General features: G+C 70.1%; 19 protein-coding genes. 7 read left to right on the top strand and 12 right to left on the bottom strand.

What is annotated here, in order from left to right; translation table 11 throughout:
- Positions 1–205: 205 nt before the first annotated feature.
- Complete coding sequence (locus tag CES90_RS06175) at positions 206–1,906, bottom strand: rhamnogalacturonan lyase B N-terminal domain-containing protein (RefSeq protein WP_189780340.1); 1,701 nt, start codon at positions 1,904–1,906, stop codon at positions 206–208.
- Positions 1,907–2,106: 200 nt separating this feature from the next.
- On the opposite strand from CES90_RS06175, the gene CES90_RS06170 reads away from it, so the two are divergent.
- Both CES90_RS06170 and CES90_RS06165 read left to right on the top strand, forming a co-directional pair.
- Complete coding sequence (locus tag CES90_RS06170) at positions 2,107–3,153, top strand: rhamnogalacturonan acetylesterase (RefSeq protein ID WP_189780339.1); 1,047 nt, start codon at positions 2,107–2,109, stop codon at positions 3,151–3,153.
- Positions 3,154–3,231: 78 nt separating this feature from the next.
- Positions 3,232–4,935: a DUF2264 domain-containing protein gene (locus tag CES90_RS06165; RefSeq protein ID WP_189780338.1), complete on the top strand. Its 1,704-nt coding sequence runs from the start codon at positions 3,232–3,234 to the stop codon at positions 4,933–4,935.
- 25 nt (positions 4,936–4,960) lie between these two features.
- On the opposite strand, the gene CES90_RS06160 is transcribed toward CES90_RS06165, so the two are convergent.
- The 4 genes from CES90_RS06160 to CES90_RS06145 form a co-directional block, all read right to left on the bottom strand.
- Entirely contained in the window at positions 4,961–7,081 is a 2,121-nt protein-coding gene (locus CES90_RS06160; protein WP_189780337.1) for a SpoIIE family protein phosphatase, read from the bottom strand.
- A 127-nt stretch (positions 7,082–7,208) separates the two neighbouring features.
- A complete protein-coding gene (locus tag CES90_RS06155) occupies positions 7,209–8,627 on the bottom strand; it encodes a hypothetical protein (RefSeq protein ID WP_189780336.1) in 1,419 nt (472 codons plus the stop codon).
- A gap of 89 nt (positions 8,628–8,716) precedes the next feature.
- The gene (locus tag CES90_RS06150) at positions 8,717–9,286 is read right to left on the bottom strand and encodes a TetR/AcrR family transcriptional regulator (RefSeq protein ID WP_189780335.1); all 570 of its coding nucleotides are present in this window, start codon (positions 9,284–9,286) and stop codon (positions 8,717–8,719) included.
- Between the two features lie 90 nt (positions 9,287–9,376).
- Positions 9,377–10,696 carry a jacalin-like lectin gene (locus tag CES90_RS06145; protein WP_189780334.1) on the bottom strand — a complete coding sequence of 440 codons (1,320 nt, stop codon included), beginning with the start codon at positions 10,694–10,696 and terminating at the stop codon, positions 9,377–9,379.
- 248 nt (positions 10,697–10,944) lie between these two features.
- Here CES90_RS06145 and CES90_RS06140 point away from each other — a divergent pair, with 248 nt between their 5' ends.
- The 5 genes from CES90_RS06140 to CES90_RS06120 all read left to right on the top strand — a co-directional run bounded on the left by CES90_RS06140 (position 10,945) and on the right by CES90_RS06120 (position 16,408).
- On the top strand, positions 10,945–12,657 hold the full coding sequence (locus CES90_RS06140) for a PHP domain-containing protein (protein WP_189780333.1): 1,713 nt from the start codon (positions 10,945–10,947) through the stop codon (positions 12,655–12,657).
- Between the two features lie 14 nt (positions 12,658–12,671).
- Entirely contained in the window at positions 12,672–13,178 is a 507-nt protein-coding gene (locus tag CES90_RS06135) for a hypothetical protein (RefSeq protein WP_189780693.1), read from the top strand.
- Between the two features lie 224 nt (positions 13,179–13,402).
- Complete coding sequence (locus tag CES90_RS06130; protein WP_189780332.1) at positions 13,403–14,320, top strand: D-alanyl-D-alanine carboxypeptidase family protein; 918 nt, start codon at positions 13,403–13,405, stop codon at positions 14,318–14,320.
- Between the two features lie 314 nt (positions 14,321–14,634).
- Positions 14,635–15,432, top strand: coding sequence for a hypothetical protein (locus CES90_RS51570; RefSeq protein ID WP_189780331.1), 798 nt, complete (start codon positions 14,635–14,637; stop codon positions 15,430–15,432).
- Positions 15,433–15,487: 55 nt separating this feature from the next.
- A complete protein-coding gene (locus CES90_RS06120; protein WP_189780330.1) occupies positions 15,488–16,408 on the top strand; it encodes an AraC-like ligand-binding domain-containing protein in 921 nt (306 codons plus the stop codon).
- A 93-nt stretch (positions 16,409–16,501) separates the two neighbouring features.
- Here CES90_RS06120 and CES90_RS06115 read toward each other — a convergent pair whose 3' ends face one another.
- The 7 genes from CES90_RS06115 to CES90_RS06085 all read right to left on the bottom strand — a co-directional run bounded on the left by CES90_RS06115 (position 16,502) and on the right by CES90_RS06085 (position 26,244).
- Entirely contained in the window at positions 16,502–17,095 is a 594-nt protein-coding gene (locus CES90_RS06115; protein ID WP_189780329.1) for a hypothetical protein, read from the bottom strand.
- 101 nt (positions 17,096–17,196) lie between these two features.
- Positions 17,197–20,070 (bottom strand): glycoside hydrolase family 2 TIM barrel-domain containing protein, encoded by a 2,874-nt coding sequence (locus tag CES90_RS06110; RefSeq protein ID WP_189780328.1) that lies wholly within the window; start codon positions 20,068–20,070, stop codon positions 17,197–17,199.
- 18 nt (positions 20,071–20,088) lie between these two features.
- Positions 20,089–20,982, bottom strand: a complete 894-nt coding sequence (locus tag CES90_RS06105) for a carbohydrate ABC transporter permease (RefSeq protein ID WP_189780327.1) — start codon at positions 20,980–20,982, stop codon at positions 20,089–20,091.
- The gene (locus tag CES90_RS06100; protein ID WP_189780326.1) at positions 20,979–21,944 is read right to left on the bottom strand and encodes a carbohydrate ABC transporter permease; all 966 of its coding nucleotides are present in this window, start codon (positions 21,942–21,944) and stop codon (positions 20,979–20,981) included. The genes CES90_RS06105 and CES90_RS06100 overlap by 4 nt, the downstream gene beginning before the upstream one ends.
- Positions 21,945–21,967: 23 nt before the next feature.
- Positions 21,968–23,233 carry an ABC transporter substrate-binding protein gene (locus CES90_RS06095; RefSeq protein ID WP_189780325.1) on the bottom strand — a complete coding sequence of 422 codons (1,266 nt, stop codon included), beginning with the start codon at positions 23,231–23,233 and terminating at the stop codon, positions 21,968–21,970.
- A 328-nt stretch (positions 23,234–23,561) separates the two neighbouring features.
- Positions 23,562–24,839 carry an ROK family transcriptional regulator gene (locus CES90_RS06090; RefSeq protein ID WP_189780324.1) on the bottom strand — a complete coding sequence of 426 codons (1,278 nt, stop codon included), beginning with the start codon at positions 24,837–24,839 and terminating at the stop codon, positions 23,562–23,564.
- A 157-nt stretch (positions 24,840–24,996) separates the two neighbouring features.
- Positions 24,997–26,244 carry an FAD-binding protein gene (locus CES90_RS06085; RefSeq protein WP_189780323.1) on the bottom strand — a complete coding sequence of 416 codons (1,248 nt, stop codon included), beginning with the start codon at positions 26,242–26,244 and terminating at the stop codon, positions 24,997–24,999.
- Between the last annotated feature and the right edge of the window lie 164 nt (positions 26,245–26,408).

Genomic DNA, 26,408 nt, shown 5'->3' with positions numbered 1-26,408 from the left:
CGACCTCGGCGGTGAAGCGCTGGTGGGCGCCTGGCAGGGAAATCACGACCTGTTCGTTGTCATCGCAGGCCTGGACCCAGGCGAGGCTCTCGACTCCTGGCCCTTGAGCATCCAGACTTCCTGAACCCGTCATCACCTACCGTGCAACGGCGGAACGAACCAGCAGTGGGGGCAGGATACTTGATTGACCGTCAGGGCCGATGCCTCACGCCAGCAGGTCGATCGCGTCGATCGCCGTGCCGGCGCTGAGGTAGGAGGTCGTCCCCGAACCGCTCACCACGTTGATCTTCAGGATGTTGTACCGGCTCGTGTCCGTCAGCCAGGCGGACGCCGGGACGCTGTAGGTGAACGTGTGGTTGTTGCCCCGGTAGGACCCGTTCGTCAGCGAGCGGGTGTTCGGCTGGGTGGGCGGGGAGGGGATGGCCGAGGTCCAGGTGTCGTTCACGACGACCTGCGGCCGGCCGTTGGCGTAGGCCGTCGTCACGCCGATCCGCAGGGTGTGCGCGGCGGCGGCCTGGGCCGCGGTCAGCCTGAAGTAGACGATCAGACCGCTGTTGACGTCCTTCCAGAGGTAGCAGGGGAAGGCCGAGGTCTCGCTGCCGCTGCCGATCACCACGTTCCCGGTCCAGGACGCGGCCCTGACGTCCGACGGGTGCGCGTACGTCATCAGGTCGGCGTTCTTGAAGCCGCTGGGCGTGCCGTTCCAGTCGTTGATCCGCCAGATCGCGCTCGCGTTGGACGGGTCGTTGGACGACGGGATCGCGATCGAGTTCAGCGTCGTCGTACCGCCCGCACTGACCGACACCGAGGTCGTGTACACGGCCAGCTCGCCCTTGAAGACCGTGAGCGTGTACGTCCCCGGCAGGATCCCCGGGATGGAGAAGTAGCCGTCCGACGCCCGAGCCGAACCCCAGTACTGTGCGGCCGAGTTGGCGAGTCCGACCGTGTACGCGTACGACGTGTTGCGGCCGGTGATGCCGACGCCCGCGACCCGGCCCCGGCCGCTCGCGGGCACGTATCCGGAGATGCCCAGCGAGTCCGCCCACGAGGTGGTCAGCGTGCCCGGGAACAGCGAGGAGGAGGGCGCGCCGCCGTCCGTGAGGGCGATGACGTACGGGCCCTGGAGGCCGAAGCGCTGGGCCTCGGTCTGGTTCTGGCCGTAGTACAGGATCTCGTACAGGCCGCCGCCGTCCGCGCTCTGATGGCGCAGCAGGGAGCGGTAGAAGGGGCCGCCGGAGGCCTTCTCGTGGTTGCTGCGCACGATCCACAGGCCGACGCCGTTCGCCGACCAGCCGACGTAGTTGTAGTCCATGACCCTGAGCTTCGAGAAGTGCTTCGAGCGGGTCTGGCCGTCGGACTTCCTGAACACGTCCGAGGCCTCGATGGTGCTGTTCGTGTACGTGTAGGAGTCGGGCTCGTCGTTGAGGAACAGGCCCGCCCTCACCCGCAGGATGAAGCGGGTCGCCGAGACGGAGGTGTCGGCCTTGTTCGTCCAGACGTAGATGTTGTTCTCGCCGCTGCGGGCCGCGTAGTAGTGCCGAAGCGTGCCGTAGGCGACCGAGACGAGGATCGTCGAACCGGACTGCCGGATCGTCACCGTGGAGTTGCCGAGGCCGGACTCGATGTGCGAGTTCATGCCGCCGTAGCCCTGGTACTCCCTGCCCCGGTAGACGAGCGACGACAGGTCGCCGTTGCTCTTCCTGACCTTGAACACCAGGTTCGCGCCGGTGTCGATGACGTAGTTGGTGCCGTCGTCGGAGTAGCCGAAGGCCGCCGCGCGGGCGGTGCCGGCCAGCGGTCCGGCGAGCGCGGCCCCGGCGGCGGTGGCCGCGGTGCCGACGACGAAGCCGCGACGACCCAGCGCCGGCTGGGACCGCTGGGCCGGTCTGTCGGTGGATTCGGACATGGGGGTCCTCCTCGAAGGGTGTGGGGGGAGTGCGGGTGATTCGGAAGGGTGACAGTTGAATCGATTTCGCGAAAGGGCTTTCGCTGCGGGGAAGTTGGCAATCTGTGAAAACGGTTCAACATCTAGAAAGCGCTTGTCGGACCAGGTACCGTCCTGCCTCCGGGTCTTGCCGTCCCTGTCGTCCTTGTCGAGGAGCCGCAATGAGACGTTTCACCGTCGCCGCGCTGACGGCGGCGACCGTGGGCACCGTCCTCACGGCCGTACCCGCCCAGGCGCACCAGGGTCGGCCCCCCGGGCTGGGCCTGGAGAACTGCACCGCGAACGTCTGCCGCTTCGACGTCGCGCCCGGCACGTACGACGTCACGGTCCGCCTCGGCGGCGACAGCGCGGCGAGCACACGTGTCACCGGTGAGACCCGGCGGTCGCTGCTGCCCGAGACGGCCACCGCGGCCGGGGAGCGGGTGACCCGCAGCTTCACCGTCGACGTACGCACCCCCGAAGGCGAACCGACCGGCGCCGACGGCACCCCCGGACTCGACCTCGTCATCGGCGGCTCGGCGCCCGCGCTGTCCGACATCGGCGTGACCCCGGCCCGACGCGCCCGCCAGATCTTCCTGGTCGGCGACTCCACGGTCTGCGACCAGCCCGGCGACCCCTACTCCGGCTGGGGCCAGCAGCTCCCGCAGTACCTCCGCAAGGGCCTCTCCGTCGCCAACTACGCCGACTCCGGCGAGAGCACCGTGTCGTACCTCGCCGACTCCCGCCTGTGGGCCACCCTCCAGCCGCAGATCCGCCGCGGCGACCTGGTCCTCATCCAGCTGGCCCACAACGACAAGCAGACCGACGAGGCCACCTACCGCGCGAACCTGGAGACCCTGGTCGCGGGCGTCCGCGAGAAGGGCGGCAGGCCGGTCCTGGTCACCCCGATCGTGCGCCGCTGGTTCAACGCGGACGGCACCCTGAACAACAACACGGCCCTGCTGGTCAACGGCCTCGGCGTCGACCACCCGGCGGTCACCCGCTCGGTCGCGGCCGCCCACGACGTCCCGCGCATCGACCTCACCGCCAAGACCAAGGCGCTGGTCGAGTCCCTGGGCACCGAAGACTCCAAGGCGCTCTACCTCTACAACGAGAAGCGCGACAACACCCACACCTCCGTGCACGGCGCCACGGTCTACGCCGACCTCGTCCGCGACGAACTCGTCGCGCAGGGTCTGGTCCCGGAGGGCAGGACCAGGGTGGGATGAGCCCCTGGGGCGCCTCGACCGGAACCGGGGCGCCCCAGGTTCGAACCGCAGCGACGACGAGACAGGAAGCACCACGGCATGCCCCCCGAGGACCGCACCCTCAGCCCGTACACCGGCTACACCCGCGCCCACTGGGAGGCCGCCGCCGACTCGCTGCTGGCGGCGGTGGAGCCGTACGCCACCGAAGACGGCGCCCTGTACCAACTGCCCGGCGACCGCACGAGCTGGTCGGGCAGGCTGTCGGACGGCCTGGAGGGATACGCCCGTACGTTGCTGCTGGCCGCCTTCCGCCGGGACGATAAGGCGCTCGCACGGTACGCGGACGGTCTCGCGGCCGGCGTGTCCGGCGTCTGGCCGCGCATCGAGGACCGCAGCCAGCCCCTGGTGGAGGCCGCGTCCATCGCCTTCGCCCTGCGCCTGACCCGCCCGCTGCTGTGGGACCGCCTCGACGACTCCGTACGGCAGCGCGCCGTGGCATGGCTCGGGGACGCGCTCACCGCCGAACCGTGGCCCTGCAACTGGGAGTTGTTCCCGGTGACCGTCGGCGGCTTCCTCGAAGAGATCGGCCACGAACCGGAGTCGGCGCGCCGGGTGATCGACCACCGCCTCGACCGCATCGAGCAGTGGTACCTGGGCGACGGCTGGTACACCGACGGCGACGGCCGCAAGTTCGACTACTACAACGGCTGGGCGATGCACCTGTACCCGGTGCTGCACGCCTGGCTCGCCAACGACGAGCGGCTGCTGGAGCTGTACGGCGGTCGGCTCTCCCGCCATCTCGAGGACTACGCCCGCCTGTTCGGCGGCGACGGCGCCCCCCTGCACCAGGGCCGCTCCCTGACGTACCGCTTCGCGACGACGGTCCCGCTGTGGCTGGGTGCGCTGACGGGCCGTACCTCTCTGTCTCCGGGGCAGACGCGACGGCTGGCCTCCGGCGCGCTGAAGTACTTCCTCGACCGGGGCGCGGTCGACGACCGGGGCCTGCTCTCACTGGGCTGGCACGGTCCCGACTCGGCTGTTCTGCAAGGCTATTCGGGCCCGGCCTCCCCGTACTGGGCCAGCAAGGGCTTCCTCGGCCTGCTGCTGCCGCCGGACCACGCGGTGTGGACGGCGACGGAGGAGGCGGGGCCGGTGGAACGGGGGGACGAGGTGCGCCCGGTGGGCCCGCCCAACTGGCTCCTCCAGTCGACGAGTTCGGACGGCATCGTCCGCCTCCACAACCACGGCAGCGAGGACGTCCGCTACGACCCGTTCTACACGCGGCTCGCGTACTCGACGGTGACGGAGCCCGTGCCCTTGGCCGAGCCTTCGGGGTCGTACGACAACAGCGTGATCGTCGGCGGCGACGCGAGCCGTACGGACATCGAGCCGCTGGGCGTGGGCGACGGGTGGGCGGCCTCCCGGCACACGGTGGGCGAGGGGGTGCGCGTGACCAGTGTCGTGCTCGCGCGGGGGGCCGTGGAAGTGCGCGCCCATCTGGTCGCGGGGGCGGAGCCGGGGACCGAGGTGCGGGTGACCGGGTGGGCGACGGGGGTCCCACAGGCGCGGGGGAGGGACGGTGTCCGAGCCGACCTCCTGCCGGTCGTCGGCCTCGACGACGACCTCACCGGCGTCACCGCCGACGGCGACACCCTCTTCGTCGCCTTGGCCCGCCTCACCGCCGACCCGGATCCCCGCCCGCTCGCGGACTTGGCGTCCGTGCGTGCGGAGGGGACGGAACTATGTGTGACCTGGGCGGACGGCTCCAAGTCGCGGTTCCGGTGGGAGCGCGCAGAGGGCTGACCGGCCCTCCGGCCGTGGCGGCGTCTCAGGCGCCGCTCGTCGGCCGGAGCAGGAGCAGGGCGATGTCGTCGGTGTGCCCGTTGGCGGGTCGGGTGCGGTGGACGAGGCTGTTGACGAGGTCGTGCAGGGGAAGGTCGCTCGCTTTCCCGAGGTGTTGTGCGAGGTCGTCCGTGGTCCGGCCGATGTCGGTGCCGGGGATCTCCACGAGGCCGTCCGTGTAGAGGGCGAGGAGGGCCCCGTCGGCCAGGGGGAGGGCCGTGAGGGGGTAGGAGGGGGTTCCCACACCGATCCCGAGGGGCGGGCCGGGGTCGAGGTCCACGGTATGGGCCTGGTTGTCGGGGTGGCGCACGAGCGGGGGCGGGTGGCCGGCGCTGGCGAGGGTCACCTGATGGCGGGCGAGGTCGATGTGGGCGTAGAGGCAGGAGACGAAACGACTCGCACGCAGGTCGTTCAGGTCGCGGTCGGTGCGGGCGAGGACCTGGTCGGGCGTGGCGCCGGCGGTGGCGTGGGAGTGGACAGCCGTGCGGACCTGGCCCATGAGGGCTGCGGCTGTCACGTCGTGGCCCTGCACATCGCCGATGATCGCTGCCGCGGTGGTGTCGGTGAGGCGGATGAGGTCGTAGAAGTCGCCGCCGATGTCGATGCCGTGGCTGGCGGGCAGATAGCGGGCGGCGACGTCGAGCCCGGTCACGGCGGGGAGGGCAGGGGGCAGGAGGGTCCGCTGGAGCGCGTGGGCGAGGCTGTGCTTGGCGTCGTAGAGGCGGGCCCGGTCCAGGGCCTGGGCGATCAGCGCGGCGAGCGGAGTGAGGATGGAGCGCTCGGAGGCGGTGAAGCGGTGCGGGCGGTCGTAGGCGAGGACGAAGCAGCCGATGGGGCGCCCGGAGGTGATCAGCGGCAGGAACGCCCAGGCCTGTTTGTCGCTGATCTGGGGCGCCTCGGGGTGGGTGCGGGACAGCTCCGCGCGATCTGCGAAATAGGAAGGCAGGCCGGTGGCCAGAGCACGTCCGGCGGGGGTGAGGTCGGCGTCCGCGGGCAGGCCGTCGAATTGTTCGACCACGTTCGGGTCGTAGCCCTGGTGCCCGATGATCTGTATGCGGTTGGCTTCCACGGTGGACATGATCATGCCGTGGGCGTCGAAGGGCGGAAGGATCTGGTCGGCGACCAGATCGACGACGTCCCGGACGCTTACGGTCTCGGTCAGCGCCGCCGCCAGATAGACCAGCAGGTGGATGCGGTTTCTGCCCGGAGCTCCGGCGAGGGCGTCCCGCGCGTCGGTGGGCTCGGACGGACGGTCGGCGGTGCGGCGCGGGGTGACGAGGATGCTCGTGCCGCTCTCGTCGGTGTGGAGGCGGAGGTCGAGCCACTGCGCCGGCGGGCGCAGGACGGTCAGGGCGAAGGGCTCGCGGCTGGTCACGGCGGCGCGGTAGGCGTCCATGCAGGCGACGGTGTCCAGCCAGGGCAGTGACTCCCACGGCTGGGTGCCCAGCAGCAGCTCCGTGGGCCTGCCCAGCAGCTCCGCGGCAGCGGTGTTGACGAAGGTGATCCGGCCTCCCAGGTCGAGGGCGAGGGCGCCGAGGGGAAGGCGTTCGACCAGGTGGGCCGCGGTGAGCTCCGCGGGCGCCTGCCGTGCGTCGGCGTGGTGCGGGGCGACGAAGCGGGGCCGGTCCGGGATGACCGGTGCCGGAGCGGTCTCGTCCAGGATCCGGGTGATGTGCCGGGCGCCGGAGGTGATGCGTCCCCGCTCGCGGAGGGCGAGCCGGGCCGGACGGCTGGACGGCCACATCAGCAGCAGCGCACCCCAGCGGTGGCGGACACCTCGAAGGGGGGCGACGGCGAACGCCAGTCGGTACGGGGTGACCGCCGCGGCGCGTGGATACCGGCGCGTGAACTCCTCCTGACAGCTCACCCAGACGAGCCGGTCCTCGCGTACCGCGTCCGGCGTCGGACCGGGGGAGGCGAGTCTCACGCGCCACCACGGCCGGAACGTCTCGACCGGCGCGCCGCACATGGCGACCAGGCACAGCACCGAGTCCGCCTGATCCAGCAGATAGAGGCACCCGGCCCGGGCACCCGTGCGGTGCACAGCCGCCGCCAGCGCCTCACCCAGCGGATCAGTCGCAGCCGGCCGACGGTCGGACCCGCTCACTTCGCGCAGCACCTCACGCCCATATCAGGACGGTACGACGGTGAGGCGGTCACGGCATGCGGAGCGTGTCGGCGCGACGGGAGGGGCCCGGCAACCGCCGGACCCCTCCCTTGGCCGTCGTACTGTCTCAGGGCGTGACGCGGGCGATCTTCAGCGTCTTCGTGGTCGGTGACGCCCCGTTGAGGGGGGGCGAGTACGCCGGGGACACAGGGGCGTACGCCCAGGTGAGGGTGCCGTTCTTCAGGACCGCGATGTCGCCGCTGATGCGGGCGTTCACGACCTTGTCCGCGCCCTGGAGCTTGCCGTTCCAGTCGACGAGGCGGACGTGGGTGCCCGTGAAGGTGCCGGTGCAGGTGCCGTTCGCGCACTTGGCGTTCTTCAGGGTCTCGTAGGAGACGAGGAGCCGGTTCTTGCCGTACGGGGCGACGCGGACGTTGACGTGCTCGGTGCCCTTGGCGGAGGTGAGGTAGACCGGTTTGCCGGCAGGCGTGTTGCGGTTCTTGAGGAACGCGATGGCCACCTGGTGGGTGGCGGTCTTCGGCTTGACCGTCCAGCCCCGGCCGCTGGAGTCCTCCGGGTTCTTCTTGGCGGAGGCGGCGCCGCGCGAGGCGAACGCGGTGGCGTAGCGGCCGGTGGCGGACTTCACGATGTCGCCGGTGCGGCCCGCGAAGGTGCCACCGTAGTAGCCGGCCCAGCACTGCTCGCGCTGGACGACGGGCGCGTTGTCCGGGGCGGCGATCCCGGTCGAGACGAAGAGGCCCGAACGCCAGTCGTCGAAGCAGAGGGAGGTGAAGGCGCCGGACGACTCGGCGCGCAGGGCTATGCCCTCGTTGTGCGAGCAGCCCCAGTTCCACCCGCCGTTGAGCTTCTTGCCCATGGGCCCGACGTACGACAGCTTGTCGCCGAAGTGGCCGTCCGCGAAGCCGCCGGCGCCGTGCACGACGAAGTAGGCGCCGTACTTCCTGCCGTTCCAGGCGAGTTGGCCGTCGAGCAGCGGGGCCGTGTCGTTCGAGGAGGTGCCGGTGAGCTTGGTCCGCCAGGCCTGCTTGCCGTTGCTGTAGCGGATCAGGGCGGCGGCGGTCTCCTTCCACTTGTTGCTGTCGGAGACCCGGGTCAGCAGCGCGAACCCGTCGTTGTGCGCGACCAGCCCCCCGACCTCCTTCGTCCCCTTCACGACCGTGTCGGCGCCCGAGCGCCTACCGGCCGCTGTCAGCGGGGTGACGTGGATGCCGTCCGAGGCGGGCCAGGCGACCCGCAGTGTGCCGTTCGGCGCGACGGCCGTCGCCGTCCGCGTCCACTCCCGGCTGTTGTTGTAGCCGGCCGAGAGGTAGGGGAACTTCGCGGGCAGGCTCACGGTCGTGTTGGTGACGGTGAGGCCACCGGCCGCAGCGGTGGTCGTGGGCGCCGCCCCGGCGGTGGCGTACCAGGCGCCGGCCAGCATGGCAGCCGCCGCGAGCGAACCGATGACAGGCTTGCGGAAGACGCGGCGACGACGGTGCGCGGCCGGGGCGGAGGGGGCGGAAGAGGCGGGTGTTGCGGATGCCATGCCCTGTGGTCGCCGTCGGTCGGCGGTGGGTTGCCGCCGACCGGTGACCGGAATGGATCGGGTGCCTTTCCGGTGGGGGAGCCGATGGTTCAAGCGCGGGGCCAGTGCTCCAGCGCCACGTGCAGCGCCTCGACCGCCCGGTCCCAGGACGCCCGTACGTCACGGGGGTGGCCGAAGGCGCCGCTCGACTCCAGGTGGCAGTAGCCGTGGAAGGTGCTCCGCAGCAGGCGTACGGCGTCGGTGAGGTCGGGCTCGTCGAGGCCGTAGGCGCGCAGCATCCCGTAGGTGATCTCGGCGGTGCGGCGCAGGGCGGGGGAGTCGGTGACGAGGTCCTGGTCCACGGGGATCTGGGTGGCCGCGTACCGGCCGGGGTGTGCGAGCGCGTACTCCCGGTAGGCGCCGGCGAACGCGGTAAGCGCGTCCTTCCCGGCCCGGCCGGCCACCGCCTCCGCGATCCGGTCGATCATCTCGCCGCCCGCAAGCAGCGCGACCCGGACCCGCAGTTCCCGCAGATTCCTGACGTGCGAGTAGAGGCTGGCGTCCTTGACGCCGAAGTGCCGGGCCAGCGCGGACAGGGTGACGTTCTCGAAGCCGACCTCGTCGGCGAGATCGGCCGCGGCCTCCACGACCCGGTCGACGGTGAGCCCGGCACGGGCCATGGAGACCACCCTTTTCACGTCTCGAACGCAGAGCCTCAGGCTACCGCCCGGTGATCGGGGAACGGACCGCCTGCCGCGTATCGACGCAGGTCAGCCGATCGGCGCGTACAGCACGCCCAGCTTGTCGATCTCGCTGCCCGCGCGGCCGGTGAAGCCGACGATCTGCCAGCCGGAGGGGGCGGTGAAGGTCTTCGTTTCGGAGGTGGCCGTACCGGCGGCGAGGGTGCGGCCCTTGTCCGTGCCGAACGCGGCGGAGAAGATCCGGGTGTGGCCGTCCTTCTGACCCTGCGTCAGCTTGACCGAGGTGAGGTGCTCACCGGAGGCCAGGGTGAGGGAGGCGGCCGTACCGCCCGTGCCGCCGTGCGTCAGGGTCGTACCGCCGTCGTGCGTGAGCGACACGCCGTCGAGGCGGGAGGCGCCGCGCAGGGTCAGCGTGCGGGGTGAGACCGTCGAGGGGAGGTTGTCCGCGTCGTTGAACGCCGTGCCGTGCGGGCCACCGAAGAAGTCACTGGCCCGGAGCTTCGAGTTCACGGTCCAGGAGAAGTCGACGGTGTGCGGGAAGTGGTCGGAGAGGTTGCCGCCGGCCGAGTCGAGGAACTTCGCCCAGTCGTTGTTGTAGCGGGTGGCGGTCAGGTTCACCACGTTGCTGTCACGGTAGAGGACCTTGTCGACGACCTCGCAGCCGTTGGTCGGGGCCGTCTTGGGGCAGACCAGCGCGTCGCTGCCCTGGGCCGGGGCCGTACCGCCCTTGACCAGGTCCACCCACGGGTCCGTGAGGCCGTTCTCGGTCAGAAGCGTGCGGATGTTGTCGCCGGCGCGTGTGTAACGCGTGTTGGTGTCGCCCATGACGATCACCGCGTTGCCCGCCGAGTTCGCCTTGATGAACTCCGAGAGCTGGGTCACGTTGGCGCGGCGGGCGGCGAGGGCGGCGTCGTCGGAGTCGGCGTTGGTGTGCACGTTGTAGAGGTCGACGAAGACGCCCTCGGCGAGCCGGACCCGAGCCAGCGAGAAGCCCTTCGGGGTCAGGCAGTTGGTGCCGGTGCAGTTGTTCCACTTGACCCGCTGGAAGTCCTCGAAGGCGTAGTCCGAGAGGGTGTTGAGGCCGTCACCGAAGGGCACACCGCCGCTGGTCGCCGTGCGGTACGGGTGGTCGTCGCCCGCGTACAGCGCCGCGTGGTGGTTGAAGTCCTCCTGGACGTTGACGATGTCGTACGCCCCGAGGCGCGGGGAGATCAGCGGGGTGTTCGTCGCCGGTTTGCCGGAGCTCAGCCCCTCCGGCAGGCCCGCGACGTTGTAAGTGAGCACGTTGAACGTGCCGGTGGTGGCGGCCGCGGCGGGGGTCGCACCGGTGGTCGCGAGGCCGGTGACGGCGAGCGCGGCGGCCGCGAGGGTGCCGATCAGTCTTCTCATGGGGGACTCTCCGGGGGCGGGGCGGGGGTGAGGGGAAGATGAGCAGTGTTCAAGTTCAACGTCAACTAGTGTGACGCGCAAGGTAAGTTGGGGAAAGAGTGGGGGACGTGGCGATCCGTCGTATCCGGGGAACCCGGCGGCAACTCCCTGATCGTTCAACGTTCATGTTTCGCTTCGATCCTCCACAGGCGGCGTGGTCGCGTCGCGGAAGGCAGCCGCAGAAGGCAGCGGCATTCAGGAGGCGTTTCATGGGACACGGGCACGCGCACGGCCACGGGCATCACCACCACGGGCACGACCACGAGCACGAGCACGAGACGGCCGCCCTCCCCGCGGCCTTCGACACCTCCGTGCCCGACGAGGCGCTGACCCCCGAGCAGCAGTCCCGACGTGGCCTCCTGCGCCGCGCCGGACTCCTCGGCGCGGGCCTGACCGCCGCGAGCGTCCTCGGCCAGGCGGCGGCCGCCCCCGCGTACGCCACCACGAACAGCCGTAAGCGCGCCGGGTTCCTGTGGCTGGCCGGTGACCACCACATCCACACCCAGTACAGCAACGACGGCAAGTACCGCGTCGTCGACCAGGTCCGCCAGGGCGCCAAGCACGGCATGGACTGGCTGGTCATCACCGACCACGGCAACGAGACCCACGCCAAGATCGGCGTCGAGAAGGTCAACCCGGACATCAAGGAGGCCCGGGCCGCGTACGAGGACACCCTCGTCTTCCAGGGCCTGGAGTGGAACATCCCGGCCGCCGAGCACGGCACGGTCTTCGTGCACCCCGGCAGGAACGAGGTCTCGGTCCTCAAGCAGTTCGAGACCGACTACGACGGCGGTGTGAAGAAGGCGACCGACTCGACGCCCGCCAACGAGGCCCTCGCCATCGCGGGCCTCAACTTCCTTGCGGAGCAGGTCCGTCGGCGCAAGGTCAAGGACATCCTGATGCTCGCCAACCACCCCGCGCGCAAGGGCATCGACTCACCGCACGAGATCCGCGCCTGGCGCGACGCCACGTCCGCGCGCCACCGGATCGCCGTCGGCATGGAGGGCGCGCCCGGCCATCAGGCCGCCGGCATCGAGAAGTCCGTCGGCATGGGTCGCGCCCGCGGTCTCTACGACGGCAGCCCGGGCGCCAACTCCTTCGCCGGTTACCCCCTGGAGAGCTACCGCACCTGGGGCGGCTTCGACTGGATGACCGCCACCGTCGGCGGCCTGTGGGACAGCCTCCTCGCCGAGGGCAAGCCCTGGTGGATCACCGCCAACTCCGACTCCCACAACGTCTACACGGACACCGCCAAGCGCGGCGGCCCCGACAGCGACTACACCGCCAACGGCAAGCACACCGATCCCGTCTACAGCGGCAAGATCGACCTCACCGAGGGCGACTACTGGCCCGGCCAGTACACCCGCACCCACGTCGGCGCCGACGGCTTCACCTACGCCGCCGTCATGGAGGGCATCCGCGCCGGCCGCGTCTGGGTCGACCACGGCCAGCTCATCAGCGGCCTCGACGTCCGCCTCTTGGGCGGCAGCCGCTGGGCCACCCTCGGCGGCGCCCTGCACGTCAAGAAGAGCACCAAGGTCACCCTGAGCGTCGACGTGGCGCTCGCCGACGGCCCCAACTGGGCCGGTTTCGTCCCCAAGCTGGCTCGCGTCGACGTCATCCAGGGCGATGTGACGGGCGCGGCCGCCGACAAGGACACCTTCACCGCGCCGACCGCGAAGGTCGTGAAGTCGTACGAGGTGAACAAGTCCACCGGCAGGGTCCGGCTCACCTACGAACTCGGCCCAGTCGACCGCCCGCTCTACGTCCGCCTGCGCGGCAGCGACGGCAACCGCTCCGCCGTAGGCGCGATGGGCGCGGCCGTCGACCCCGCGGGCCCCGCCATCGACGTCGTCGGCGACGCAGACCCCTGGCGCGACCTGTGGTTCTACTCCAACCCGGTGTGGGTCCTGCCCTCGTGAACGCGATCGTGACGATGGACGCCCTCACCGTGGACACCGGGGTCAGGGACCTGCGCGCGGCCGACCACCTGCTCCACACTCTGGCCGCCGAGCTCGCCCTCCCCGAGGACGCGTTCGGCTGCACGCACCTGGTGCGCGGGGATCGGCCACGCGTCGCCCTGTCCCTCGCATTCCCGTCGGAGCCGCTCCTCCGCACCGCCCAGGAGCGGCTCACGGCCCGGGGGTACGAGGTGACACCCGGCGTCCCTGATCCGATGGGCCGCGCGGTGCTCTACCCGGGCGTCTCCTCCCTCACCGGCACGCTGACGATCGCGGAGCTGCTCTCCCGCTCCGCGATCGCCCGCGTGACCGTCCTGGGCTCGCCCGGCCAACCCGCCCCGGACACCGAACTGGTGACACGGGATCACGTACGCCCCCACTGGCACGACGGCGAACTCGTCCTCACCGCCATGCCCGCCGTCGGCGGCACCCTCGTCCCGTTCGAGGTACCGGACCCGACACCGTGCTGCGCGGACCACTGAGACCCTGTGTCCGGGCGGGAAATGCGTATAAAGGGGTGCCCGAAGGTCGGTGGGAGAACTGTGCAACCATGCTCTCCCTTGTGATCCATGTGAGGACAGGGTGCTTTGTGCCCGCTCCATGGCTTTCATTCCGATTCGGGTGTTTTTTCGGAGCGTTTGAATTGATAACCCTTGACAAGAGCAGGCGTGTTCGCCGGAGTGCGGGCGCACGAAGATCCGGTGCGATGACGCTGCGCAAGGCCGCGGCGATCGCCGTGACCGCGGGCACCGTGCTGCTGGCCACGCCCGTGGCCACGCCCGCGCAGGCGGCCACCGCGCCCACGGTCAGCGCCAAGGGCGCCTTCCTGCTGGACAACGCGACCGGCACCAAGCTGTTCGGCAAGTACGCCGACACCAAGCGGCCGATGGCCAGCACGACCAAGATCATGACCGCCCGTGTGGTCCTCAGCCAGACCGGTCTCGACCTCGACCGCAAGGTCACCATCAGGCAGGCCTACCGCGACTACGTCACGCTCAAGGGCGCGAGCACCGCCGATCTGAGGACGGGCGACCGCGTGACGGTCCGGCAGCTGCTGTACGCGATGATGCTGCCCTCGGGCTGCGATGCCGCGTACGCCCTCGCCGACACCTTCGGCACCGGTGACACCCGATCCGCGCGGGTGAAGTCGTTCATCGGCAAGATGAACAAGAAGGCCGCCGACCTCGGGCTGACCAACACCCACTTCGACTCGTTCGACGGCATCTCGACGACCGGCGAGAACTACACCACCCCGCGGGACCTGGCGAAGCTGGCCCGCAGCGCGATGAAGTACTCGACGTTCCGCGCCGTCGTGAAGACGACGAAGACCGTCCGCTACGCGACCACGAGCACCGGCGGCACCCGTACCTACACCTGGTACAACACCAACCAGCTGCTCGGCTCCTACTCCGGCGCCAACGGCATCAAGACCGGCACCAGCACACCCGCGGGACCGTGTCTGGTCTTCTCCGCCACCCGCGGCGACAAGACCGTCATCGGTGTCGTCCTGAACGCCACCAGCCGCTACAGCGACGCCGCGAAGATGCTGGACTACGGCTTCGGCACCGGCACCGCGTCGACCATGCAACTGCGCCAGCTGCCCGCGGGCGCACAGCGGGACTGACCGGGGCGATCGGTCGGGACGCAGACGGGGCCCGGGAACGGCACGCCGTTCCCGGGCCCCGTGCCGTGCGGGTGCCGACGCCCCCCGTGCGGCTCGCCGTCCTCGAACGCCTGCGGCGACACGGACCGCCACGGTCACGCGACCCATGTCCGCGCGGCGGCATGCCGGTACCGGTGCGGCAGAGGAGGATGCGTGAGCGGGCTGATCTCGCTGGTCGGCGTGGCGGTGGTGCTGATCATCCTGCGGGACGTGTTCCACACCCTGTGGCACCCGACCCGCCACGGAGGACTGAGCCGGATCGTCATGACGGTGCTGTGGCGACCGTCCTCCCGCACCAGTCCCCGTCGACGCGCCGCGGGAGTCCCGTCCGGTGCCCCCTGGAGGCGCTGGTCGGATTCGCGCTGCTGACCGCCACCGTCTCCTGGGTTCTCGGCATCCTTCCCGCACTCGCCCGGCGCCCGGCGCCGGCGCTGCGCGCCCGCGAGGGCCTGGCCCATGTCCTTGGCGATCCGGTGCTGCGGCCTGGCCTCGGCTGCGCGACGACCCCCGACTGCTTCACGTTCGTGTCCAGCAGCGGCCTGGTGGTGCTGTGCGCCGACCGGGTGCTCGAACTCACCCGGCCGCCATCGGGTTGGCGATGGGCATCGGGGCGAGTGGCTCCCTCGTCGGGGCGCTGGCGGCGCCCTGGCTGTCCCGGCGCATCGGCGTGGGGCGGAGCATCGCCGCGCGTCAACCTCAACTCCCTGCAGACCGCGGTGGTCCCGGAGGGCCTGCGCAGCCGCGTGGCGGGCGCATACAGCACCGTCAACTACGGCGTACGCCCCCTCGGAGCCGTCGTCGGCGGGACGCTCGCCACGGCCATCGGTCTCAGGGCGACCCTGGTCACGGCCGCCGTCGGCGGGACGCTGTCGCCGCTGTGGCTGCTGCCGTCGCCGAGATCGGGAGAACGGAGAGGCGGTCGGACCGGAACGGTGGTGAGGGTTCCGGCCGACCTTGCTCCCCCTCACACCACGTTAGGCACGCGCAAGCCGGTCGAGTCTCCGATTCCTGCCCGCGGTGTCGCCGATTTCCGCCACGGAACCGGACAATTGCTCGTTACGTCAACGAGATGAGGTTCTGGCGCACGACGGGCGAAGGGGCAGTTCCTTGAGTGGGGGCGCTGTACATGTGCATGGCATCGATGTCGCCGAGTTACAGGCCGCGGCCTCCTCGATCCTCGCCCCGCTCGCCGTGACGGCACCGGACGCGGATGCGTTCCGGGCCGACATCGACGCGGCGGCGGTGGGGCGTCTGGCCGTGGCCCGGGTCCGTGGCTCGGGGCATCTGGTCTCGCGTACCGGCCGGGCCATCACCTCCTCCGACCCCGAGCTGCTGAAGGTGACGCTGCACCGGTCGCGGCCCGCCGTGGCGGACCAGGGCGGGCGTCAGACCCGAGCGGGCAGCGGCGACTTCGTGGTCTTCGACATGACCCGTCCGTACCGGCTCGAAGTCGTCGACGGGTGCGACGTCATGGCCGTCGGCATCCCGCGCACGGAACTGGGCCGCCACTCCGACACCGTCGCCCGGCAGGCGGCCCGGAGGCTGCCCGCCGACACCGGTGCCCAGGCGGTCCTCTCCGCGTTCCTGCTGGGCCTCGGCCGCCACCTCGACGAACTGACGGGTCCGGCGGACGCCTATGTGGGCGACGCGCTGATCTCCCTGCTGATCGCCGCGTTCACCGAACGTGCGCCCGGCCGGATGGACACGGCCACGGAGCTGGTGGACCGTATACGCGTCTACGCCCTGGCGAACATCTCGGACCCGTCGTTGTGCGTCAGGTCGGTCGCCGCGGCCCATGGCATCTCGGAACGCCGGCTGCACCGCCTGTTCCGTGCCACCGGCATCTCGTTCTCGGCCTGGCTCCGCCACGAACGGTTCGCACGCATCCGCCGGGACCTGCTGGACCCCGCCCACGACGGCCGCACCATCGCGTCCGTGGCCGCCCAGTGGGGCATCCACGACCCACGCCACCTGGGGCGCGGGCTCAGGGAACAGTACGGGCAGACGGCGCGCGAGCTGCGCCAGGGACGCGGTCCGAGCGTCAGGTGAGGCGCACTCAGGCGTTCGGATTGAGGCCGTTCGACAGTCCGGTGTACGCCGGCTTGGCCCCGTACCTCTCGTTGTACGGCAGCGCGGCCGCACTCACCCGAACCCGAACCCGCACCCACACGCCGTGCGCAGCGCGTCCAACGCCGCCCAGGTCGCTTCGTCCCGCTCCCGGTCGAACACCAGCGGAGCGAAGGAGTCGTCCTCGCGGGCGAACACGACGTACGCCTCGGCGAGGAACCACAGGCCGCCCCACTCCTCCCGCCTGTGCGACCGAGCCAGTACCCGGCCGCAGGGCGGGCAGACGATCCACGGGACGAGCTCCGAACACGGGGACGGGGGCTCGGACAGCACCGTCCGCGCGGGGAGCGGGGCCTCGGCATCGTCGTCGAGAACCCGCAGCCGCGCGGGACGTGCGGCATCCTGGACAAGCCCCGCGATCTCCGCCCCGCGCTGGTCCCACACGCCCCACTGCTCGGCCATCACCGCGATCTCGACCCGCGCCGACTCACCCACGGGCAGGCGCAGCTCGGTGAGCCGGTCCACCAGCACGTGCAGCCCCGCCTCCTGTTCCCCGATGTCCCAGCAGCCCTGGACCATGTCGACGTCCTCCGCGTCCGGCAGCAGCGTGGCGAGACGGGACCATATGACGGCTTCGGCGGCATAAGCCCTGAGGCGGTGATCGTTCATCGCCCGAGGGTAGCGGGCTCGCCCGGCATCGCTTTTCCACGATGCGACAGCGGCCGGTCGGCATGATCGCCGACCGGCCGCTGTATCAGCCGACTACCTTCCTACTCCGTCGTCGAGAACACGAACGAGAACTCCGTCGGCTCCGCGAGCAGGTGGTACTGCGGCAGGGCGCCCGGGCCGCAGGACTGGGAGCCGATGCCCATCTGGCCGTGGTCGAGGTTGACCCACACCGTGTCACCGGGCCGGAGGTCCGTCAGATGCTCGGCGGCGTCCAGCTGTTCGGTGGTCCAGCGGCGGGCCGTGAACCAGAACTCCGGGTCGCCGTCGACGCGCAGGCCGCCCAGCTCCGCCCAGCGGACGTCGGGGCGGGCGCCGTTCTCCTGGGGGCGGACGTACGGGGTCTGGAGTTCGTCGACGGTGGAGTGCCAACGTCCCAGCATGGACGCCGACTTGGTGTCCGGGTAGCCCTCGCCGGGGCCGCCTCCGTACCACTTCACGGCATCGGCGGAGGAGAGGCCGAAGCGGATGCCGAGCCGGGGGAGCGGGATGGTCCAGTCGCCTTCCGGGTCCACCGACACGGTCAGCTTCAGGCGCGTGCCGTCCGAGGTCCAGCGGTACGTCGTCCGCAGCCCGATCTCCCAGGCCGCCGGTGCCACCCGGGTCCGTACCGTCAGTGCGTCCTCGCCCAACTCGACGCCGTCCAGGCGGTGTTGCATGCGGTGGAAGCCGTACTTGCGCCACAGCAGGCCGTAGCGTGTGTCGTCCTGCCAGGACGCGCCGTCGTCATTGTCGGTCGGCGCCCGCCACACATCCAGGCGCAGCCCGGTCACGTCGACACCGCCGATGGTCTTCAGCGCGCCCGTGCGGACGTCGAAGGAGGCCGGGCCGAGGTAGATGAGCTTCTCGCTCGCCGTCGGGCCGTCACCGGGCACGACGGTCGGCAACGGCCGTTCCGTGACGGGGAGTTGGGCCCACGCCACCTGGTGGTCCTTCTTGCCCCAGGCCGTGTCCTCGGCCAGCAGCGCCCGTACGGTCCACAGCGCCTCGCCACCCGGTCCACCCGACGGCGGCTGCGGCAGCTTCACCTCGGCCGATTCCCCCGGCGCCAGCGCGGGCACCGGCAGCGGGCCGTGCTCCACCGTCTTGCCGTCGACCTGGTACGACCACTCGAAGGACAGCGAGGAGAGGTCCGCGAAGTCGAACGCGTTGCGGACCCGTACGGTCCCGCCCGCGCCGTCGCCCTCGATGCGGACCGGCTCGATGACCTTCTTGAACTCAAGCAGGCCGGGGGAGGGCGTGCGGTCCGGGAAGATCAGGCCGTCGCAGACGAAGTTGCCGTCGTGCAGCTCCTCGCCGAAGTCGCCGCCGTAGGCGAAGCCCAGCTTCGGGTGCGTGACGCCGTGGTCGATCCACTCCCAGATGAAGCCGCCCTGGAGGCGCTCGTACGCCTCGAAGACGCGCTGGTAGTCGGCGAGGCCGCCGGGGCCGTTGCCCATGGCGTGGCCGTACTCGCACTGGATGAAGGGGAGCGCCCGGCGCTTGTGGGTGCCGCCGTCCAGGCCCTGGCCGATGCGCTCGACCTCGGCGTGTTCGGCGTACATCCGGGAGTAGATGTCGGTGTCGCGGCAGTTCCAGTCACCCTCGTAGTGCACCAGGCGGGAGCTGTCGCGGCCGTGGATCCACTCGGCCATGGCGGTGAGGCCGCGGCCGGTGCCGGCCTCGTTGCCGAGGGACCAGATGACGACCGAGGGGTGGTTCTTGTCCCGCTCGACCATACGGGCCGCGCGGTCCAGCAGGGCCGGGGTCCAGCGGTCGTCGTCGACGGGGTTGTCCCGCCAGTTCTGCTCGGTGAAGCCGTGGGTCTCCAGGTCGCACTCGTCGATCACCCAGAGGCCGTACTCGTCGCACAGGTCGAGGAAGGCGGGGTGCGGCGGGTAGTGCGAGGTGCGTACGGCGTTGATGTTGTGCCGCTTCATCAGCAGCACGTCCTCGCGCATGGTCTCCACGTCGAGGGCGCGGCCCTTGACCGGGTGCCACTCGTGGCGGTTGACGCCCTTGAAGAGGATCGCCTTGCCGTTGACCTTGAGGAGACCGTCCTCCAGGGCGACCGTGCGGAAACCGATGCGCAGGGGGACGCGCTCGCCCGCCGTGACCAGCTCACCGTCGTACAGCTTCGGCGTCTCCGCCGTCCACGGTACGACCGCGACCGTCACCGGCTCACCCGTCGCGACATCGATGTCCAGGGCGGGCACGAGGACCCGGCCGTCGACGTCGGAGTCGACGCGCAGGGTCCCGAGGCTGCCCACATGATCGTAGGAGGCGTGCACGAAGAAGTCCACGGCGCTGCCCACCGGGCGGTGCAGCAGGGTGACGTCACGGAAGATGCCCGGCAGCCACCACTGGTCCTGGTCCTCCAGGTACGAGCCCGCCGACCACTGGTGGACCCGGACCGCGAGGACGTTGTCGGTCGGCTTCAGCAGGTGCCCGACCGTGAACTCGTGCGGCAGCCGGGAGCCCTTGAACTCACCGATCTCCGTGCCGTTCAGCCACACCCGGGCACAGGACTCCACCCCGTCGAAGCGGACCACGGCGCCACCGTCCGCCGGCCAGCCCTCGGGCAGGTCGAAGTACCGCAGATGGTCACCGGTCGGGTTCTCCGTCGGCACCCTCGGCGGGTCCACCGGGAACGGGTACAGGTGGTTGGTGTAGATCGGCGACCCGAAGGCCCCGTCGCCCTGGAGCACCCAGTGGCCGGGGACGGACACCTCGGCCCAGCCCCCGGCGTCGTACCCCTCGGCGGCGAACGAGTCGTCCTCGGCGTCGGCGGTCGGCGACAGCCGGAAGCTCCAGCCGCCGTTCAGCGAGAGGGACTGGGCGTCGGAGGACGCGTACCAGGCGCGGGGCGGCAGGGCCCCGCTGCCCGGTGATACGTCCTCCACGTAGTCGACGGAGGTCGCGGTGGTGCGGAAAGACATCGGTCTCCTTGCTGGTTCCTAGCCCTTGATGCCGGTCTGCGCGATGCCCTGCACCAGCCAGCGCTGGAGGAAGAGGAAGACAAACACCAGGGGCAGGATGGAAATGGCCGTGGCCATGAAGATCAGATGGAAGTTGACGGTCTGGCCGGTCGTGTAGTTCGAGAGCGCGACCTGGACGGTCCACGCGCTCGGGTCCTGGCCGATGACCAGGGGCCACAGGAAGGAGTTCCACCCACTGATGAACGTGATCGTCGCCATCGCGGCGAAGAAGTTCAGCGAGTTGGGTACGACGACCCGCCAGTACGCGCCCAGGTAACCGAGCCCGTCCATCCGCGCCGCCTCCTCCAGCTCCTTGGGGAACCCCAGGAAGTACTGCCGGAACAGGAAGCACGTGAAACCACTGAAGAGCCCCGGAATGATGAGACCCCGGTAGGTGTCGACCCAGCCGAGGGACGACACCAGTACGAAGCTGGGCACGAAGGTCACGGCGGTGGGGACCATCAGGGTGCCGAGGACGACGTAGAAGACCTTGTTGGCGTGCTTGTACGGGATACGGGCGAGGCCGTATCCGGCCAGCGAGCAGACCAGCAGGGTGCCCACCGTGTGCAGGACGCCGACGACCGCCGAGTTCCACAGCGAACGCGCGAAGTCGACCGACGGGTCGTCGAACGGCTCGCTGAAGTTGCCCCACTGGATGTCGGTGGGGAACCACTTCCATTCCTCGCCCGTGATCTCCGGGTCCGTCATCAGGGCGTTGCGGACGATCAGATAGAAGGGGATGAGGAAGAGGATCGCGGCGATGCCGGTGGCGACATAGAGACCGGTCGAGCCGATCACGCTGCCGGTCCGGACGCGACGCGGCTTGGCCGATACGTCGACCCGGTCCGCCGGAGGTGTCGTAGTGGTGGTCACTTGGACTCCTCCCCCCTTCCGAACCCCATGAACTTGCCCTGGAGCAGCGTCACGAGGCAGATCAGTACGGTGAGGATCAGCGCGCCCGCGCTGCCCGCGCCGTAGTCCTGGTTGTCACCGAGGGCCTTGTAGTACAGCTCCATCAGCGGCGGCCGGCCCCAGGTGGTCTTCGCCAGCAGGTTGAAGAACTCGTCGAACGCCTGGTAGGCGGCCACGAGGAGCAGCAGGATCACGGCGGTGGAGGTCGCCCGCAGCTGGGGCAGGGTGATGTGCCAGAACGTCTGCCAGCCGGGCTTCGCGCCGTCGATCGCGGCGGCCTCGTACAGCTCCTGCGGGATGTTCTGCAGGGCCGCGATGAAGAGGATCATGTAGAAGCCGGCCTGGAGCCACAGCCGCACGGTCACGATGACCAGCCAGTACCACGGCGGGTCGGGGTTGGCCAGCCAGGCGGTGTTGTCGATGCCGAACATGTTCAGAAAGGTGTTCGCCATACCGAAGCGGACACCGTTGAAGATGGACATCTTCCAGACGAGCGAGGCGGCGACATAGCTGACCGCCGTCGGCAGGAAGAACACCGAGCGGAAGAACGCCCGCATGAACCGCAGCCGGTTCACCATCAGCGCGAGGCCGAGCGAGGTCGCCCAGGTCAGCGGCACGATGATCGCGGCGAAGACGGTGAAGGTACCGAGGGACCCCATGAAGTCCTCGTCGGTCAGCATGAGGACGTAGTTGTCGAGGCCGATGAACTCGCTCGGCGTGACCGTGAAGCGGGCCTCGAAGAACGACAGGTAGAAGCTCCACAGGATCGGCAGATAGACGAAGATCGCCAGGCCGATCAGGAACGGCCCGGTGAAGAGCCAGAAGTTGAAGGTGGGGGAGCCCCGCAGCCCCCGCCGCGGCTTGGCCGGAGCGGCCTTCGCCGGGGCGGGGTTGGAGACGCCGTCCTTGGTGATGGTCGACATGGTGTGCGTACCTGTCCGCCGGCCTATCCGAAGAGCTTCTTCAGCTCGCGGTTGACTTTGGCGTCGGCCTTGGTGAGCTCCTTGTCCGGGTCGCCGCCCTTGCGGACGCAGTTCGCCATGACGTCCTCCATGGCGGTCCGGCTCGCCTGGGTCCAGCCGATGTTGTCGAAGTTGCCGTACTCGTTGAAGAGCTTCACGCCCTCAGCGGGCAGACCCGACTTCAGCTTGTCGGCGGACTCCGCGATCGAGGTGCGCGGCGGGATGTGGAAGCCGTAGGAGAGCGCCCAGTCCTCCTGGTACTCCTTCTGGTCGATCCACAGCCACTTCACGTATTCCTTGGTCTCTTCGACGTTCTTGCCCTTGGCGTTGACGAACATCGACCAGCCGCCGTTGTAGACCGAGAGCTTGCCCGCGTCGCCGACCTTGGGGAACGGGAAGATGCCGAGGTCGTCGCCGAGGGCCTCCTGCATCTGCGGCATGGCCCACATGCCGCACCACTGCATGGCGGCCAGGCCCTGGTTGAGCGCGGACGGGTCCCAGAAGTCGGTCGGCGCGTCGAGCAGCAGGTCACCGCTGGTGAACAGCTTGCGCAGCTGCTTGAAGCCGTCGACGACCGCGTCCGTGTGGTAGGCGATCTGGTTCTTGTCGTCGAGGTGCTGGGCACCGGCCGACCAGATCAGCGGGTCGATGATCGAGTGCAGCGTGTTGCCGAGGTAGGCGCCCTTGACCTTGTCCGTGGTCAGCTTGGCGGCGGCCGCGACCAGCTCGTCCAGTGTCTGGGGAACCTCGACACCGGCCTTCTCGAACATCGACTTGCGGTAGAAGAAGAACTGTGGGTCGTCGATCATCCGGATGCCGTATATCTTCCCGTCGACCGTGTGCGACTGGATGTCGGCCGGGTTGAAGTCGTCCTTCACCGGGTTGATCAGGTCGCTCAGGTCCGCTACCTGACCGCTCTCGATCAGCTGCAACTGCGGGTGGAACTCGAAGCAGTCGGGGGCCTTGTCCGTGAGCAGCGACGCGAACAGCTTGCTCTCGAAGTTGGAGCCGGTGATCCACTGCGTGGTGACGTTGCCGCCTTTGTAGGCCTTCGCGTACCGCTTGATGGCCTGCTCGGTGCCGGCCTCGCCGTAGGCGTGGAAGTACTGCGTCAGGGCCTTGCCCGAACCGGAGCCGCCGCCTCTGCCGGTGTTGCTGCCGCACGCGGCGAGTCCGCCGGCGGCGGCCAGGCCCATGGCGGCCCGCAGTACGGAGCGGCGGTCCCAGTTGCTGTTGCTCATTGCCGACATGTTGACGTCCTTGTCTCGAGTACGGCTGCGGCCCTGTGCCTCGACGGTTCTGTGGCTCAGATCCAGATGGCTCATGGGCTCAAAGAGGCTTGCGGTGCGGGACGTTAAACCTTTGACTAAGGCTTCGGCAAGGGGTTGGACGAAGTCTGCTCGAAGCGTTGTACTCGGTTCGGGGTCCCGAACGTCCATGCGCTGCACGGGAGTTGGAGCGGAGAGTGAAGGCTGGGGAGAGGGTCGCCGGGTCAGGGTCGGGCGGCCCTCGGCTCATGGGGGAGACCTCCGCCGCGGGTCGACATGCATGCCTTCCGGCCGTGCATTCCTTCCGCCGTCACGAAGGCCGTGCGGTACGGCCCCTGGTGTAGGTGGTGCGTTTGGCAGGTCGTTGACTGATCGAGGAGAGCGCCCCCTCGAGGGCGAAAGTCGCCGCTCCCAGGCACACCGGGTCGGTGGGGATGGGGGACAGGACGATCTCGGCGGCGGCCAGCGGGCGGCGCAGCGCGTGCCGGGCCACGGCCTCCCGCACCTCGGTGAGGAGCGGTTCGCCGAGCGTGGCCGCGACCCAGCTGCTGAGCACGACCACTTCGGGATTGAGCAGATTGACGAGGTCCGCGATACCGGCGCCCAGATAACGGGCCGTGTCGCGGACCACCTTGACGGCGACCGGATCCCGGTCGGCGACTCCCCGGGCCAGCGCATCGATAGTGGCGGTCTGGTCCTCCGGGTGCAGCAGCGTGCTCTGCGGACTCAACTCCCGCAGATGCAGCATGATCCCGGGCGCCCCGACATACGTCTCGACGCACCCGTGGTTGCCGCAGTGGCACAGCCGCCCGTCCAGCACGAGCGTGGTGTGCCCCCACTCGCCGGCGCTGTTGCTGACCCCCCGGTGCAGCCCGCCGCCGAGCACCAGCCCGGCGCCGACACCCGTACCGAGATTGACGACCACGGCGTCGCCGCGGCCCCGGGCCGCACCGAACCACAGCTCGGCGACCGCGCAGGCCCGCAGCGGATTGTCCAGGTACAGCGGATACGCGATGTGCTCGGTGAGCAGATCGAGCAGCGGGACGTCGTGCCAGTCCCAGTTCGGGGCGTACTCCGACACCCCGCCCTCCCGGTCCACCTGACCCGGCACGCTCACCCCGACACCGAGCACCCGGGCGCCCTCGACCCCGGCCTGCGTGACCACCGAGCCGACGGCCGCCGCCACATGCCCGACGACCTGCTCCGGCCGGCTCTCACCGGGGCGCATGTCCTCGTCGGCGCGGGCCAGCACGGTCAGCGCGAGGTCGAAGAGCTCGACACGGACGTACGTCTCCGCGATGTCCACGCCGATCAACGCGCCCCCCGACGTGTTGACGGCCACGAGCCCGCGGGGACGCCCGCCGGCCGAGTCCTCGAACCCGACCTCCGTGATCAGCCGCAGATCGAGCAACTCCCCGACCAGCGTCGCGACCGTCGCCAGACTCAACCCGGTGGCCGCCGCCAGCTCCTGCCGGGACGTGGGCGACTCGGCGATGATCTGGCGCAGCACCTCGTAGCGGTTCGCGGTGCGAATATCGCGTGATGTGCGCTTCACCGGCGACACAGTGCCTCTATCCCTCCAGGACATGGCGAGGCCTTGTTGCCCCGGCGCGGCGCAAGGCTATGGCGCCCAAGTGCTTTCGACAAGGCCTTTCGACAAGGGGTTAGAAAAGGGGCTTTATAAAGTCCCGGCCAGCAGGAGCGCCCCGACAGCGATGTCCGACCGCGGCTCCGCCGCGGGGCGCTCACACGCCGAGCACATCCCGTACGAAGGCATTGCGGAACTTGCCCATCGGATCCACCGCATCGGCCAGCTTCCCGAAATCACCCAGCCGGGGGTACAGCCCACGCAGTGTGCCTGCCGGAACAGTGAACACCTTCCCCCAATGCGGCCGAGCCTCGAACGGCGCCAGCACCTCCTCGACCCGCCCCACCACAGGCAACACCGCCGCCGTGTCCGCGACCCAGGTGAAGTGCAGCGCGACGGTGTCCCGTCCATACGCGGGGCTGAGCCACTGCTCGTCCGCGGCCACCGTACGAACCTCGCAGACCTGCAGCACGGGCGCCACCACCTCCCGTATCCGGTCCAGCTCCCGCAACGCGGCCATGGCGTGAGCCCTTGGCAGCAGGTACTCCGACTGCAACTCGTCCCCGTTGCTCGGCGTGAACTCCGCCCGGAAGTGCGGCAGCCGCTCGTGCCACGGTCCGGGCACCCCGAACTGCTCGGTGCAGTTCACGGCAGGCATGCCCGGCACCGGGTGCATGGCCTCGGTCGCCGGTGCCGCCCACGGGAAGTCGAGCGGCGCCTGGTCGGTCCGCCGCTTGACCCAGACCTGGTCGAACCCGGAGTGCCGCCAGCGGCTGAAGAGGCTCACGCTGTACGCCGACGCGGACATGGCGGCGAAGTCCAGCCTGTCGAGGGGCAGTTGGCCGAACACGTGCTGGCTCACCTGGAACCCCGGCTCCAGATCGAGCGTGAGCGCGGTGACCACGCCCAGGGCGCCGAGTGACGTCACAGCGCCGCCGAAGCGGTCGTCGCCACGGGCCGACGTCAGCGTCGTACCGTCCGCCGTGACCAGTTCGACCTCGCGCACAGCCGCCGCGAGCGGTCCGTTGCCGTCGCCCGACCCATGGGTACCGGTTGCCACCGAGCCCGCCACGGAGATGTGCGGGAGGGAGGCCATGTTGTGCAGGGCGAGGCCGTGGGCGTGGACCGCGCGGGCGAGTTCGGCGTACCGGACACCGCCCCCGACCCGTACCGTACGGGCCGCCGTGTCCACCTCGATCACCGGCGGCAGCGCGGCCAGGGAGAGCAGGACGCCGCCGGCGCCGGGCTCGGCGATCTCGTTGAAGGAGTGCCCGCTGCCGAGCACCCGCACCCTCTCACTGCCCGCGACCAGCGCCCGCAACGCGTCGAGCGAGTGCGGCCGGTGCAGTTTCTTGGCGGTGTACGTGATGTTCCGGGCCCAGTTGGTCAGGGTCTCGGTGGTCATGCGTGGTGTCCCTCCACGATCCGCGATCCGCGCGCGATTGCCGTAGCCGTAGCCGTAGCCGGTGGCTGTCCGGGCCATCCTCCATGGCGGCGTACGTCCCATGGAACGGTCCATTGACCGTCCCACGCGCGCCTGCCTACGGTAGAGACCGGTTGTCGACTGCC

It is taken from the genome of Streptomyces capitiformicae (genome assembly GCF_002214185.1).
GTDB lineage: Bacteria > Actinomycetota > Actinomycetes > Streptomycetales > Streptomycetaceae > Streptomyces > Streptomyces capitiformicae.
Note: the sequence above shows the minus strand (reverse complement) of the source record. Positions and strands in the feature narration are given on the sequence as shown.

Excerpts from the sequence above, each read along its gene's own strand:
- CES90_RS06175 (WP_189780340.1), bottom strand. The coding sequence starts at position 1,906 with ATGTCCGAATCCACCGACAGACCGGCCCAGCGGTCCCAGCCGGCGCTG.
- CES90_RS06170 (WP_189780339.1), top strand. The coding sequence starts at position 2,107 with ATGAGACGTTTCACCGTCGCCGCGCTGACGGCGGCGACCGTGGGCACC.
- CES90_RS06165 (WP_189780338.1), top strand. The coding sequence starts at position 3,232 with ATGCCCCCCGAGGACCGCACCCTCAGCCCGTACACCGGCTACACCCGC.
- CES90_RS06155 (WP_189780336.1), bottom strand. The coding sequence starts at position 8,627 with ATGGCATCCGCAACACCCGCCTCTTCCGCCCCCTCCGCCCCGGCCGCG.
- CES90_RS06150 (WP_189780335.1), bottom strand. The coding sequence starts at position 9,286 with ATGGCCCGTGCCGGGCTCACCGTCGACCGGGTCGTGGAGGCCGCGGCC.
- CES90_RS06145 (WP_189780334.1), bottom strand. The coding sequence starts at position 10,696 with ATGAGAAGACTGATCGGCACCCTCGCGGCCGCCGCGCTCGCCGTCACC.
- CES90_RS06140 (WP_189780333.1), top strand. The coding sequence starts at position 10,945 with ATGGGACACGGGCACGCGCACGGCCACGGGCATCACCACCACGGGCAC.
- CES90_RS06135 (WP_189780693.1), top strand. The coding sequence starts at position 12,672 with ATGGACGCCCTCACCGTGGACACCGGGGTCAGGGACCTGCGCGCGGCC.
- CES90_RS06130 (WP_189780332.1), top strand. The coding sequence starts at position 13,403 with ATGACGCTGCGCAAGGCCGCGGCGATCGCCGTGACCGCGGGCACCGTG.
- CES90_RS06115 (WP_189780329.1), bottom strand. The coding sequence starts at position 17,095 with ATGAACGATCACCGCCTCAGGGCTTATGCCGCCGAAGCCGTCATATGG.
- CES90_RS06110 (WP_189780328.1), bottom strand. The coding sequence starts at position 20,070 with ATGTCTTTCCGCACCACCGCGACCTCCGTCGACTACGTGGAGGACGTA.
- CES90_RS06100 (WP_189780326.1), bottom strand. The coding sequence starts at position 21,944 with ATGTCGACCATCACCAAGGACGGCGTCTCCAACCCCGCCCCGGCGAAG.
- CES90_RS06095 (WP_189780325.1), bottom strand. The coding sequence starts at position 23,233 with ATGTCGGCAATGAGCAACAGCAACTGGGACCGCCGCTCCGTACTGCGG.
- CES90_RS06090 (WP_189780324.1), bottom strand. The coding sequence starts at position 24,839 with ATGTCCTGGAGGGATAGAGGCACTGTGTCGCCGGTGAAGCGCACATCA.
- CES90_RS06085 (WP_189780323.1), bottom strand. The coding sequence starts at position 26,244 with ATGACCACCGAGACCCTGACCAACTGGGCCCGGAACATCACGTACACC.